This window comes from Streptomyces sp. NPDC051217, from assembly GCF_044455465.1.
In the GTDB taxonomy this organism is placed as follows: domain Bacteria; phylum Actinomycetota; class Actinomycetes; order Streptomycetales; family Streptomycetaceae; genus Streptomyces.
Window position 1 is genome coordinate 25,460 of record NZ_JBITEV010000001.1, and the last position, 12,903, is coordinate 38,362.

The window sequence follows — 12,903 nt, forward strand, 5'->3', positions numbered from 1 at the left end:
GTCACCCGGTCTCTGAGTCATTCGCAGCGTGAAAGCCGCCCGATCCGCGAGGATGGGGTTATGGGATTCCATGTCGACTCCGAGACCGGGCGGCTGCGCCGCGTCATACTGCACCGCCCTGACCTGGAGCTCAAGCGGCTCACGCCCAGCAACAAGGACATGTTGCTCTTCGACGACGTGCTCTGGGTGCGCCGCGCTCGCGAGGAGCACGACGGCTTCGCCGATGTCCTGCGCGACCGGGGGGTCAAGGTCCATCTCTTCGGTGACCTGCTGCGCGAGTCCCTCGACCTCCCGGCGGCACGCGCACTCGTCCTGGACCGCGTCTTCGACGAGAAGGAGTACGGCCCGCTCGCCACCGATCACCTTCGCTCGGTCTTCGACGCGCTTCCGACAGACGATCTCGCGGAGGCGCTGGTCGGCGGGATGACCAAGCGGGAGTTCCTGGACAGCCACGCCGAACCGACCTCTGTCCGCTTCCATGTCATGGACCTGGACGACTTCCTGCTCGACCCCCTGCCGAATCACATCTTCACCCGCGACACCTCCGCCTGGATCTACGACGGGGTCTCCATCAACGCCATGCGCTGGCCGGCCCGGCAGCGCGAGACCGTCCACTTCGAGGCGATCTACAAGCACCACCCGCTCTTCACCGGACCCGATGCCGGGCCTTTCCACCACTGGTCGGAGGGGCAGGGCGACTATCCCTCCACCATCGAGGGCGGCGACGTCCTGGTCATCGGTGAGGGCGCCGTGCTGATCGGGATGAGCGAGCGCACCACGCCGCAGGCGGTCGAAATGCTGGCGCGCGGGATGTTCGAGGCCGGCTCGGCCCGGACGATCGTGGCGCTCGACATGCCGAAGCGGCGCGCCTTCATGCATCTCGACACGGTGATGACGATGGTCGACCGCGACGTCTTCACCCAGTACGCGGGCCTCGGCATGCTCCGCTCGTACACGATCGAGCCGGGCGCGGGCGGGAACGAACTCAAGGTGACCGACCATCCGCCGGAGCACATGCACCGCGCGATCGCCGCCGCGCTGGGTCTGGACAAGGTCCGTGTCCTGACGGCGACGCAGGACGTGCACGCGGCCGAGCGCGAGCAGTGGGACGACGGCTGCAACGTGCTGGCCGTGGAGCCGGGCGTGGTCGTGGCGTACGAGCGCAACGCCACCACCAACACGTTTCTGCGCAAGCAGGGGATCGAGGTGATCGAGATCCGTGGCAGTGAGCTGGGCCGGGGGCGGGGCGGGCCGCGCTGTATGAGCTGCCCGATCGAGAGGGAAGCGGTCTGATCGAAGGGGACGTCGTCCGATCGGACCGTCTGATCGGACCTTCGGACTGTTTGGTCTGACGAGGCACCGGGCCCACTCCGCAGCCCCAGGCCCTCTGTATATCAATACGGCATAGCGTATATAGTTCCAAGGTCTCTGTATCGGTCCCGTACAGGTCCCCGTATTCGTGAAGCAGGAGCAGCCACCATGGCGATACAACTCGCAGGCCGCCACTTCCTCAAGGAGCTCGACTTCACCGCCGAGGAGTTCCGTGGGCTGGTCGAGCTGGCCGCCGGGCTCAAGGCCGCGAAGAAGGCGGGCAATGAGGTCCAGCTCCTGCGGGGCAAGAACATCGCCCTCATCTTCGAGAAGGCCTCCACCCGCACCCGCTGCGCCTTCGAGGTGGCCGCCGCCGACCAGGGCGCCTCCACGACGTACATCGACCCGGCCGGCTCGCACATCGGGAAGAAGGAGTCCGCGAAGGACACCGCCCGTGTGCTCGGCCGGATGTTCGACGGCATCGAGTTCCGCGGCGACGAGCAGTCGACCGTCGAGGAACTGGCCGCGCACGCCGGAGTGCCCGTCTTCAACGGGCTCACGGCCGACTGGCACCCCACCCAGATGCTCGCCGACGTGCTCACGATGACCGAGTACACCGACAAGCCGCTGGACCGGATCGTCTTCGCCTACCTCGGCGACGCCCGCTACAACATGGGCAACTCCTACCTCGTCACCGGCGCGCTGCTGGGCATGGACGTACGGATCGTCGGGCCCCGCGCGTACTGGCCGGCGGACGACGTCGTCGCCGTGGCACGCAAGGCCGCGGAGATCAGCGGCGCCCGCATCACGCTCACCGAGTCCATCGCGGAGGGTGTCAGCGGCGCCGACTTCGTGGCCACGGACGTGTGGGTGTCGATGGGGGAGCCGCAGGAGGTCTGGGACGAGCGCATCGCGGCCCTCGGCCCGTACAGCGTGACCATGGACGTGCTGGGCGCGACCGGGAATCCGGACGTGAGGTTCCTGCACTGTCTCCCGGCCTTCCACGACCTCGGGACGGTCGTCGGGTGGGAGATCCACGAACGCCACGGGCTCACGGAACTCGAAGTGACCGACGAGGTCTTCGAGTCCGCGCACTCCGTGGTCTTCGACGAGGCGGAGAACCGGCTGCACACCATCAAGGCCGTCCTCGTCGCGACGCTGGCCCCGGACCTGGCCCCCGGCCTGGCCGCCGCGCCCGACCCGGTCACGCCGGGCGGCTCAGCGCGCTGACAGGGTGAACCAGACCGCCTTGCCCTGATCCGTCGTGCGGTGACCGCAGTCGGCGCTCAGCGTACGGATCAGGACCAGTCCCCGGCCGTGCTCCTGCCAGGGGTCCGGCATATGACCGGGCAGCGGCGCGGACAGGTCGCCCGGCGGGCCCGGGTCGCCGTCGTGGACCTCGATCTGACAGCCCGAGGGCAGCAGTTCGACCACGAGCTCTATGGGGACGGCCGGATTCGTGTGCTCGACGGCGTTGGCGACCAGCTCCGCCGTCAGCAGCTCCGCCGTGTCGCTGTCCGCCGCCGGCCCGATGTCGGCCAGCGCCGTACGGATCAGGGCACGCGCCATCGGCACAGCCGCCGCGCTGTGCGGCAGCGTGATGCGCCAGAAGGCGGTGTCCGGTCTTTCGGGCAAGGCGGAGATTCCGTTCGAGGTGCTGTGGAGATGCCACGAGGTCCTGTGCGGGAAGTCGGGGGGTCTCCCCGCACGGGTGGGCCTGGGGTCAGCTTTACGGAGCGTAAACAGGTTCACAAGGGGCAGCGGACTGCCGGAAATAGGACCTCCGCCACATATCACCCGGGACCTTTGGCCGCACCGACGAGACTCATGCGGCTCCTGTACGGGAGCCGTACGGGGCCCGGTGCGTGGTGCGTGGTGCGTGGTGCCGCGCACCTTGTCGCGTACTCGTGACGGCAGTCACGGACAGGTGATATCTTGCTCCCGAGGGTCCGCCCCCGGCGTCCCGGCGCTCCGGGCGACCGGCACACAGCATCGAGCTGAAGGAGGCCGCGCCCCATGAGCCCGTTCTCCGGCTCCACGCCCCGCACCGAGGAGTGGCGGCATCTGCGGCTGGCGCGCGAGGACGGCGTCGCGACCGTCACCCTCGCCCGCCCCGACAAGCTCAACGCCCCTCACCTTCGGCGCCTATGCCGACCTGCGCGACCTGCTCGCCGAGCTGTCCAGGGAGCGGTCCGTCCGCGCACTCGTGCTCGCGGGCGAGGGACGCGGCTTCTGCTCGGGCGGTGACGTGGACGAGATCATCGGTGCCACGCTCTCGATGGACACCGCCCAGCTCCTCGACTTCAACCGGATGACCGGGCAGGTGGTCGGGGCCGTACGCGAATGCCCGTTCCCGGTGATCGCCGCCGTGCACGGGGTCGCCGCGGGGGCCGGTGCGGTCCTTGCGCCGGCCGCCGACTTCCGGGTCGCCGACCCCACCGCGCGCTTCGCGTTCCTCTTCACCCGCGTCGGTCTCTCCGGGGGCGACATGGGCGCGGCTTATCCGCTGCCGCGTGTCGTCGGCCTCGGACACGCCACCCGGCTGCTGATGCCGGGCGAGCCGGTGCGTGCGGCCGAGGCCGAACGGATCGGCCTCATCAGCGAGTTGACCGACGAAGGCGCCGCCGACAGCCGCGCCGCCGAACTGGCCCGCCGGCTCGCCGACGGCCCGGCCCTCGCGTACGCGCAGACCAAGGCGCTGCTCACCGCCGAGCTGGACATGCCGCTCGCCGCGACGACCGGCCGGTGACGGTACGGATCTCGGCCACCGACTGGGCCGCCGGCGGCAACACCGCCGAGGAGGCGGTCGAGATCGCCCGCGCGTTCGTCGCGCACGGCGCCGACGCGATCGACGTGTCGACCGGGCAGGTCGTCTCCGAGGAACGCCCCGAGTTCGGCCGCTCGTACCAGACACCGTTCGCCGACCGGATCCGTAACACCCTGTCGGTCCCGGTGGTCGCCGTCGGCGCCATCTCGTCGTGGGACGACGTCAATTCACTGCTGCTGGCCGGCCGCGCCGATCTGTGCGCGCTGGCCCGCCCCCACCTCCACGACCCGCACTGGACCCTGCACGCGGCGGCCGACCAGGGCTACAGCGGTCCGGCCGCGTCATGGCCGCCGCCGTACCGGGCGGGCAGCCGCACACCCCCGGCGGGCCCCGCACCGACGGCCCGAAACCGAGGCTCAGCCTGACGTGACCGGGCGCTCGGCGCCGTCCTCGCCGCGCGCGCCGTACGCACCGTTCAGACACTCGTGACAGAGGCAGCCCTCCGGGTGGTGCGCGCCGGCGAAGACCTCGGCGCGGTACATCGCCGCCAGCCGTTCCAGGCTGGTGGCCCGCTGCCGCGCACACTCCTCGTCATGCCCCTCCGGGTGGGCGCGGCGCAGCACGGCGGGGGAGTGCACGAGCTTGGGCCGGAAGGTGTGCAGATGCCGGGTCGCGGTGGCGATGGTGATCCAGTGACCGGTGTTGCGTGCCTGGCCGATCGTGGTCACCTCCATATGACCCATGCCGGGGTAGTCAAGGACGACGAAGACCCGGGCGCCGCCCTTGTACGCCTTCGTGCCGGGCCGCAACTCCTGGCCGCCGTCGCCGTAACGGCGCCATCGCACGACGTTGGCGACGACCATCCACTGCGGATCCGGTGTCCCGTCCATGCTCCCGATGATGGCCGAGCCCGCCCCGGCGAGTCACCTCATTTCATGCCGGGCGTACGAACTCCGCGCCCGCCTCCCGCAGTTGGGCGTGCAGCGCCGTGAAGACCTTCGCCGAACGCCCGCCGGGCCACCCCCGCGGCAGCAGCTCCACCGGCAACCCCGGGTCCGCGTAGGGGAGTTGGCGCCAGGAGTCGAGAGCGAGCAGATAGTCCCGGTAGGCGTCCTCGGCGGAGTCCGCGCCGGGCCCGTCCTGAGGGCCGTGTGCCTCCCACCGCCGCAGCACCGGCTCGTGCGCCTTCAGGAACTCCGTGTGCAGCGTGGCGATCTCCCCGAGGTCCCACCACCGCCCCACCGCCTCGGCCGTCGCCGCGAAGCCCAGATACTCGCCGCGGAACAGGTCGACGTACGGATCGAGCCGCAGCCGCTCCAGCGCGTGCCGCGTCTCCTCGTACAGATGGCCGGGCGCGATCCACACACCCGGCGCGGCGGTCCCGAAGCCCAGCCGGGCCAGCCGGGACCGCAGTTGATGACGCTTGTGCCGCTCGGCCTCCGGGACGGAGAACACCGCCAGCACCCAGCCGTCCGACAGCCGGGGCACGGGACGGCCGTAGATACGCCGGTCGCCGTCGTCGAGAAGTTGCCGCGCGTCGGCCGAGAGCGCGTAACCCGCCGCGCCCTCGGGCGTGCGCTCGGCGATCAGCAGCCCCCGGCGCTTGAGCCGCGACACCGACGACCGCACCGACGGCGCGTCGACCCCGAGCGCGCCGAGCAGCCGGACCAGCTCGGCCACGGCGAGCGGGGCGCCGTCCGGCGTCCGGCCGTACGCGCCGTAGAGGGTGACGATCAGGGATCGCGGGGTGTGCTGCTCGACCACGTGATCACTCTAAGGGGTGGACAGGGCGGCTCCTGAGCCGTGTTCAGGCGCCCGGACGAAGCCGGAAGCGCTGGAGTTTGCCCGTCGGCGTACGGGGGAGCGCGTCCAGGAACTCGAAGACGCGCGGGCATTTGTACGGCACCAGCCGCGACGTGACGAACGCGCGGAGCGCTTCCTGCGCCTCCTCGCCGGGCGGCGCCCCCTCGTGGAGCACCATGTACGCCGCCACTATCCGGCCCCGCAACTCGTCGGGGTGGCCCACCACCGCCGCCTCCGCCACGTCGGGATGCGCCAGCAGCGCCTCCTCGACCTGGGGGCCGGCGATGTTGTACCCGGCCGAGATGATCATGTCGTCCGCGCGCGCGACATAGCGGAAGTAGCCGTCGGGCTCCCGCACATAGGTGTCTCCGGTGAGGTTCCAGCCGTCGCGTACGTAGGCGGACTGCCGCGGATCGGCGAGATTGCGGCAGCCCACCGGGCCCCGGACGGCCAGCAGCCCCGGCTCCCCGTCGGGCAGCGGGTCCCCGGACTCGTCGATTCGTACCAGTCCTGCCAGGAGACCGCGCGGTACGTGGTCGACGCCGCCGTCCAGCTCCACGGCGCACGCGCCGCGCAACGGGGGCATCTGCTGGAACACCTCTACCGGGAGGTCCGCGCGCCCCGTATCTACGAGGGCGCGACAGAGGTCCAACGCACCGTCATCGCGAAGGAGTTGTACGGATGAGCAGCCTTGAGCGGACCAACCCCGGCGCACTCGCGCCGCCCTCCGGCTTCTCGCACGCGGTGAGCGTGACGGCGACGGACGGCCGGCTGGTCTTCCTGGCCGGCCAGACCGCGCTCGACCGGACGGGCACGATCGTGGGGGAGACCCTGGTCGAGCAGTTCGAGACCGCCCTCGGCAACCTCGTCGCCGCGCTGGCCGCGACAGGCGGCGGCCCGGCGCATCTCGCGCGCGTCACCGTCTACGCGACCGACGTCGCGGACTACCGCGCCCACGCCGCCGAACTGGGCCGGGTGTGGAAGCGGCTCGCGGGCCGCGACTACCCGGCGATGGCCCTGATCGGCACGGTCCGGCTCTGGGACGAGAGCGCACTGGTGGAGCTGGACGGCATCGCGATGGTGCCGGACGGCCGAGTTGAGTAAGGGTTAAGTAATCCGACACCAACTCCCTTACCCACACTGCGGAAATATGCTTGACCGGTCTATGGACCGGACCACGTGACCGCCTCTGCGTTGAGCGGCACGCCGTGGCGAGAACGGAGCATCCGCATGAAGGACGTCACCCCCCTGACCGAGGGCTGGACGCTGCGCCACGAGCGGACCGACATACCGGCGGCGGTTCCCGGCTGCGTCCACACCGACCTGCTCGACGCGGGGCTGATCGAGGACCCGTTCCTCTCCCGGAACGAGAGCGCCGTGGCCTGGGTGGGCCGTACCGACTGGTGTTACGACACCGTGCTCGCCCCCCGCGACACCGAGCACGAGCGCACCGACCTCGTCTTCGACGGCCTCGACACCGTCGCCACCATCAGCGTCGGCGGTGAACGCGTCGCCAACACCCGCAACATGCACCGGAGTTACCGCTTCGACGTCACGGACCGGCTGGACCTCGCCGCCCCGACACCGCTGCGCGTGGAGTTCACCTCCGCCTACACCGAGGCCGAGGCGGTACGCGCCCTGCTGGGCGAGCGGCCCAACGCCTATCCCGAACCGTTCCAGTACATCCGCAAGATGGCCTGCTCCTTCGGCTGGGACTGGGGACCGACCCTCGTCACCGCCGGCATGTGGAAGCCCGTCCGCCTGGAGCACTGGTCCACCGCCCGGCTCGCCACCGTCCGCCCGCTCATGACGGTCGACGGCCCGACCGGCCTGGCCGAGCTGCGCGTCGACGTCGAACGCACCGGCACGGGCGCCGGGCGACGGCTCACCGCCCGCGCCCGCGTCGGCGACCACACCGCCTCCGTCGACTTCGACGGCTCACACACCACACTCACCGTCGAGGTCCCCCACGCCGCGCTGTGGTGGCCCCGCGGCTACGGCGAACAGAGCCTGTACGAAGCGGAGTTGGAGCTGCTCGACACCGACGGCACGGTCCTCGACCGCTGGGAGCGCCGGATCGGATTCCGCACGGTCACCCTCGACACCGGCACCGACGCGCACGGCACCGCCTTCACCCTGGCCGTCAACGGCGAGCCGCTCTTCGCACGCGGCGTCAACTGGATCCCCGACGACGTCTTCCCCTCCCGCGTCACCCCCGAGCGCTACCGCACCCGGCTCACCCAGGCCGCCGACGCGGGCGTCAATCTCGTACGGGTCTGGGGCGGCGGCATCTACGAGAGCGACGATTTCTACGACGTCTGCGACGAACTCGGCCTGATGGTCTGGCAGGACTTCCTCTTCGCCTGCGCCGCCTACCCCGAGGAGCAGCCGCTGCGCTCGGAGATCGAGGCCGAGGCCCGCGAGAACGTCACCCGCCTCATGCCGCACGCCTCCCTCGTCCTGTGGAACGGCAACAACGAGAACCTGTGGGGCTTCCGCGACTGGGACTGGGAGCCCGCACTCGACGGCGACTCCTGGGGCGAGGGCTACTACCTGGGCCTGCTGCCCCGCGTCGTCGCCGAGACCGACCCCACGCGGCCGTACTGGGCGGGCAGCCCCTGGTCCGGCTCCTGGGACCACCACCCCAACGACCCGGCGCACGGCCCCGCGCACTCCTGGGACGTCTGGAACCGCACCGACTACACGGACTACCTCGACGCCGTGCCCCGCTTCGTCGCCGAGTTCGGCTGGCAGGCACCGCCCGCCCACGCCACCCTGCGCCGAGCGCTGCCGGGGGAGGAATTGTCGGCCACGTCGCCCGGCATGCTGCACCACCAGAAGGCCCACGACGGCAACGGCAAACTGGAGCGCGGCCTCGCCCACCACTTCGCCGTACCCGGGCCCGGACCGGAGAACTTCGACCGCTGGCACTACCTCACCCAGCTCAACCAGGCGCGCGCCATCGCCACCGGCATCGAACACTGGCGCTCGCACTGGCCGGTCTGCGCGGGTACCGTCCTGTGGCAGCTCAACGACTGCTGGCCGGTGACCTCCTGGGCCGCCGTCGACGGCGACGAACGCCTCAAGCCGCTCTACTACACGCTGCGGCGGCTGTACGCGGACCGGCTCCTCACCGTACAGAAACGCGGCGGCCGGCCGGCCGTCGTCGCCGACAACCAGTCCCCGGCCCCCTGGGACGCGGAAGTACGGCTGCGCCGCACGGCCGCCGACGGCCGGACCCTCGCCGAGACGACGGTGACGGTGCGCGCCGGGGCGCGCTCGGTCGCGGTCGCGTCGGTGCCCGACGAACTCCTGCCGGACGCCGATTCGGCGAAGGAGTTCCTGGTCGCCGACGCGGGAGAGCTGCGGGCGGTGCACTTCCCCGTACGTGACCGGGAGTTCGCCTTCCCCGCCCCGCGCTACGACGTGGAGACAGTCCCCCACGGCGACGAGGCCGATGTCGTGGACGTCGTCGTCACCGCCCGTACGCTGCTGCGCGATCTGCTGCTCCAGGCGGACCGGCTCACGCCCACCGCCGTCGCCGACCAGGGGCTGCTCACGCTGCTGCCCGGCGAGAGCGCCACCATCCGGGTACGCGGCTGGGACGGCGCCGGGGCCGAAGGGCCGGCCTCCGTCCGGGCCGCGCTCTTCATGGTGGAGCCCGCGTGAACGCGGCCGGGCAGCGGCTGACCATCAGGGACGTCGCCGCCCGCGCCGGCGTCTCGCGCGCCGCCGTCTCCCTCGCCTTCAACGACAAGCCGGGCGTGTCCGAGGCCACGCGGGCGCGCATCCTTGAGACCGCCAGGGCCATGGGCTGGGAGCCCAACCGCTCGGCCCGCGCGCGAGGACCGCGCGGGACCGGCACGGTAGGGCTCGCGATCTGGCGCCCGGCCCGCCAACTGGGCCTGGAACCCTTCTACATGGACTTCATCTCCGGCATCGGCAGCGTCCTCACCGAGCACTCCGGGGCCCTGCTGCTGCGCTTGGTGCGGGACATGGACGAGGAGATCGAACTCCAGCACCACTGGTGGAGATCAGGCCAGGTCGCCGGCTCCGTCCTGGTCGACCTCCGGCGCGACGACCCGCGCGTCCCCGCCCTCGCCAAGCTCGGCATGCCGGTGATCGCCGTCGGCCACCCGTCGCTGGCCGGGCCGTTCACCGCCCGGTGGACGGACGATGCTACGGCCGTCACGGAGGCCGTCCGCTACCTCGCGGCCCTCGGCCACCGCTCCATCGCCCGCGTCGGCGGACCGGCCGGACTGGGCCACAGCGCCCTGCGCCGGGAGGCGTTCACGGCGGCCATGACCGAACTCGGCCTGCCGGAAGGGCGGCAGAGCGCCACCGACTACTCCGGCGGCGCGGGCGCCCGCGCCACCCGCTCGCTGCTCGCCTCCGCCGGGCGCCCCACGGCGATCATGTACGACAACGACCTCATGGCCGTCGCCGGACTGTCCGTCGCCGCCGAGATGGGGCTCCGCGTCCCGGCGGACGTCTCCCTGCTGGCCTGGGACGACTCGCAGCTGTGCCGGCTCACGCACCCGTCGCTGTCCGCGATGAGCCACGACATCCACGCGTTCGGCGCCGAGGTGGCGCGGGCGATGTACGACGTCATCGGCGGCAAACGCGTCGCCGCCCGGCAGGTCGCCACCCCGACCCTGACCCCACGCGGCTCGACCGGCCCACCGTCCCCGTAACCCCCACCGAAGAGGAAGGTTCGCTTCGCCGTGCGCGGAACCCGATCCGGAACCCGATCCCGATCCGTGAACCGATCCCTGAACCGATCCCGGCTCGTCGCCGTTGCCACGGCGGCACTCACCACGGCGGTCATGTCCCTCACCGCCGCGCCCGCCCCCGCCCAGGCGTTCCCGGCCACCCCCAAGCAGTAGGTGCCGAACCAATGGGCAAGATCCAACTCAAACGCCGAGATCCAGGCGGGCTACTTCCACCCACGCGTCCTCAACCTCACAGGGCAATACACCTAGGGTCAGCTGTCGAGGTCGACGCGCACCGTCAGCAGGTTCGTGCCCACCAGCCGGACCATCGCGCTGTTGCCCTTCGGCAGGCTCTTGAGCCGCGCACGCGGATCGTCCTCCGGCACGGGGTGGGCGGTCCCGGTGTGCCATGTGCCCTTGATCCGGACGCGGACCCTCGGGTCGGCCAGGATGTTCCGGACGTACTGCGACTTGTCGCCGTACTCGGACACCAGCCAGAACTCCTGGCCGACCCTGGTCCCGCCGACCGGGGTCCGCCGGGGCTGTCCGGACGTACGCCCCGTGGTCTCCAGCAGCACCTGCTGCGGAATCCGCCTGGAGAGCGGATTGGCGACCCACCTCTGCAACGTCGTGACGGCCCGGTGTTTGATCTCGTCGTAGCGCGACATCCGTGACTCTCCCGTGCTCGATCGTCTCTTGGCCGTGTTCCCTGAGAAGCCGTCACACGGCGGGTCGCGGCCCGCCGTGTGACGGCTTCTCATCCTTCTCTTACGTCGCTCATATGCTGTCATCACGCGCCGTACATATTTTTCGGGCCATGTTCTTCACCTACCTCAGGCGCGAATTGCGCCGCCGCCGAAAGGCCGCGCTCGTCGTCGCCTCGGGGCTCGCACTCGGTATCGCGCTGGTCATCGTCGTCAACTCCGTCTCCTCGGGCATGCAGCAGGCCCAGGGGAAGGTGCTGGAGTCGCTGTACGGACTCGGCACGGACATGACCGTCACCAAGGCCGCCCCGCCCGCTTCCGAGGGCGGCCGCGCGGGACCTCGCTTCAAGTTCGACGCGCAGGACGGCGACGAGACGCAGAGCAGCGACATCGTCATGCCGCAGGGCTTCCAGACCCTCGCGTCCAGCACCGTGGACAAGGTCGCCGGCCAGTCCGGTGTGTCCGACGCCGTGGGCGGCCTCAGCCTCTCGGTCCTCAAGGTCGACGGGGAGTTCAAGCCGGGTGAGTTCAAGCCGAGGGAGGGCGGCGCGAGCGGCGGTGGCGGGGGCGGCGGCGGACCGCAGGGTGAAGTACGGGGCGGCGGAGCCGCGTTCGACGTCAACTCCTACACGGTCTACGGCACCGACACCGCGCAGCAGGACCTCGGCCCGCTGACCTCCTCCAAGATCACCGACGGCCGCGCGTTCAAGACGACCGAGACCGATGCCAAGGTGGCCGTCGTCGACTCCGCGTACGCGAAGGAGAAGAAGTACAAGGTCGGCACCGAAGTCACCGTCAAGGGAACGAAGTTCGAGATCGTCGGCATAGCCACCGCAGACAGCGGTGACGCGGCGGCGAATCTGTACGTACCGCTGAAGCAGGCGCAGACCCTGTCCGACTCCAAGGACAAGGTCACCACGGTCTACGTCCAGGCCGACGACTCGCAGCAGATCGACGCCGTCAAGTCGGCCATCCAGAAGAACGTCTCGGGCACCACCGTCACCACGTCCGCCGACCTCGCGGACACCGTCTCGGGCTCCCTCTCCACGGCGTCCGACCTGGCCACGAACGTCGGCAAGTGGCTGTCCATCGCCGTTCTCATCGCGGCCTTCGTCGTCGCGGGTCTGCTCACGATGTCGGCCGTCGGCCGCCGCGTACAGGAGTTCGGCACGCTCAAGGCCCTCGGCTGGAAGAGCGGACGCGTCACCCGGCAGGTCGTCGGCGAGGCGATGGTCAACGGTCTGGTCGGCGGAGTGCTCGGCATCGCCGTCGGCGTGGCGGGTGCCTACGCGCTGACCGCTGTCAGCCCGTCCCTGACCGCCCAGCTCGGCGCCGTGGGCGGGGGCCCCGGTGGCGGCGGGGGCGGGGGCGGCGGCGCCGTCCGTGCGGGCGGCGGCCCGGCCGGGCAGGCCGCCGACAAGGCCATCGAGATCGCCCTCACCGCCCCCATCTCCGCCGCCACCATCGCCCTGGCGGTCGGCCTCGCGGTGACCGGAGGACTGATCGCCGGCGCCTTCGGCGGCTGGCGCGCCTCCCGGCTCCGGCCGGCCGACGCGCTGCGCCGTGTCGAGTAGCGAGCGGCCGGCAGCCGGCGCCCACCAGTCAG

At 71.2% G+C, this 12,903-nt stretch carries 11 protein-coding genes and 4 pseudogenes; 10 read left to right on the forward strand and 5 right to left on the reverse strand.

Translation table 11 applies throughout. From position 1 onward, the window contains the following. Positions 1 to 60 precede the first annotated feature (60 nt). Together ACIBBB_RS00130 and argF are read left to right on the forward strand one after the other, a co-directional pair. Positions 61 to 1,293: an arginine deiminase gene (locus ACIBBB_RS00130; protein WP_398977096.1), complete on the forward strand. Its 1,233-nt coding sequence runs from the start codon at positions 61 to 63 to the stop codon at positions 1,291 to 1,293. Between the two features lie 186 nt (positions 1,294 to 1,479). Next, positions 1,480 to 2,541, forward strand: coding sequence for an ornithine carbamoyltransferase (gene argF, locus ACIBBB_RS00135; protein ID WP_398977098.1), 1,062 nt, complete (start codon positions 1,480 to 1,482; stop codon positions 2,539 to 2,541). Here argF and ACIBBB_RS00140 read toward each other — a convergent pair. Next, positions 2,530 to 2,946 carry an ATP-binding protein gene (locus ACIBBB_RS00140; RefSeq protein WP_398977100.1) on the reverse strand — a complete coding sequence of 139 codons (417 nt, stop codon included), beginning with the start codon at positions 2,944 to 2,946 and terminating at the stop codon, positions 2,530 to 2,532. The genes argF and ACIBBB_RS00140 overlap by 12 nt on opposite strands. 381 nt (positions 2,947 to 3,327) lie before the next feature. Between ACIBBB_RS00140 and ACIBBB_RS00145 the strand changes: the two are divergent. Both ACIBBB_RS00145 and ACIBBB_RS00150 read left to right on the forward strand, forming a co-directional pair. Then, positions 3,328 to 4,045 (forward strand): annotated as a pseudogene (locus tag ACIBBB_RS00145) (enoyl-CoA hydratase family protein); the annotation flags it as partial. Next, positions 4,045 to 4,508, forward strand: a pseudogene (locus ACIBBB_RS00150) (bifunctional salicylyl-CoA 5-hydroxylase/oxidoreductase); the annotation flags it as partial. The pseudogenes ACIBBB_RS00145 and ACIBBB_RS00150, both read left to right, overlap by 1 nt. On the opposite strand, the gene ACIBBB_RS00155 reads toward ACIBBB_RS00150, so the two are convergent. The 3 genes and pseudogenes from ACIBBB_RS00155 to ACIBBB_RS00165 form a co-directional block, all read right to left on the reverse strand. Continuing rightward, positions 4,495 to 4,968: a hypothetical protein gene (locus ACIBBB_RS00155; protein WP_398977101.1), complete on the reverse strand. Its 474-nt coding sequence runs from the start codon at positions 4,966 to 4,968 to the stop codon at positions 4,495 to 4,497. The pseudogene ACIBBB_RS00150 and the gene ACIBBB_RS00155 sit on opposite strands and share 14 nt — an antisense overlap. A gap of 43 nt (positions 4,969 to 5,011) precedes the next feature. Next, positions 5,012 to 5,842 (reverse strand): PaaX family transcriptional regulator C-terminal domain-containing protein, encoded by an 831-nt coding sequence (locus ACIBBB_RS00160; RefSeq protein WP_398977103.1) that lies wholly within the window; start codon positions 5,840 to 5,842, stop codon positions 5,012 to 5,014. A gap of 43 nt (positions 5,843 to 5,885) precedes the next feature. Next, positions 5,886 to 6,377 (reverse strand): annotated as a pseudogene (locus ACIBBB_RS00165) (2-aminobenzoate-CoA ligase); the annotation flags it as partial. A gap of 21 nt (positions 6,378 to 6,398) precedes the next feature. Between ACIBBB_RS00165 and ACIBBB_RS00170 the strand changes: the two are divergent. From ACIBBB_RS00170 to ACIBBB_RS00190, 5 genes and pseudogenes are all read left to right on the forward strand, one after another. Beyond that, a pseudogene (locus tag ACIBBB_RS00170) lies at positions 6,399 to 6,566 on the forward strand (acyl-CoA dehydrogenase family protein); the annotation flags it as partial. After that, positions 6,563 to 6,985, forward strand: a complete 423-nt coding sequence (locus ACIBBB_RS00175; protein WP_398977105.1) for a RidA family protein — start codon at positions 6,563 to 6,565, stop codon at positions 6,983 to 6,985. The pseudogene ACIBBB_RS00170 and the gene ACIBBB_RS00175, both read left to right, overlap by 4 nt. A 126-nt stretch (positions 6,986 to 7,111) precedes the next feature. Further along, the gene (locus ACIBBB_RS00180; RefSeq protein ID WP_398977107.1) at positions 7,112 to 9,550 is read left to right on the forward strand and encodes a glycoside hydrolase family 2 protein; all 2,439 of its coding nucleotides are present in this window, start codon (positions 7,112 to 7,114) and stop codon (positions 9,548 to 9,550) included. Next, positions 9,547 to 10,575 carry a LacI family DNA-binding transcriptional regulator gene (locus ACIBBB_RS00185; protein WP_398977109.1) on the forward strand — a complete coding sequence of 343 codons (1,029 nt, stop codon included), beginning with the start codon at positions 9,547 to 9,549 and terminating at the stop codon, positions 10,573 to 10,575. The genes ACIBBB_RS00180 and ACIBBB_RS00185 overlap by 4 nt, the downstream gene beginning before the upstream one ends. 66 nt (positions 10,576 to 10,641) lie before the next feature. Continuing rightward, positions 10,642 to 10,767: a hypothetical protein gene (locus ACIBBB_RS00190; protein WP_398977111.1), complete on the forward strand. Its 126-nt coding sequence runs from the start codon at positions 10,642 to 10,644 to the stop codon at positions 10,765 to 10,767. Positions 10,768 to 10,865: 98 nt separating this feature from the next. Here ACIBBB_RS00190 and ACIBBB_RS00195 read toward each other — a convergent pair whose 3' ends face one another. Beyond that, entirely contained in the window at positions 10,866 to 11,261 is a 396-nt protein-coding gene (locus ACIBBB_RS00195) for a nitroreductase/quinone reductase family protein (protein ID WP_398977113.1), read from the reverse strand. A 149-nt stretch (positions 11,262 to 11,410) separates the two neighbouring features. Here ACIBBB_RS00195 and ACIBBB_RS00200 point away from each other — a divergent pair, with 149 nt between their 5' ends. Then, complete coding sequence (locus ACIBBB_RS00200) at positions 11,411 to 12,871, forward strand: ABC transporter permease (RefSeq protein ID WP_398977115.1); 1,461 nt, start codon at positions 11,411 to 11,413, stop codon at positions 12,869 to 12,871. Positions 12,872 to 12,903: the final 32 nt, after the last annotated feature.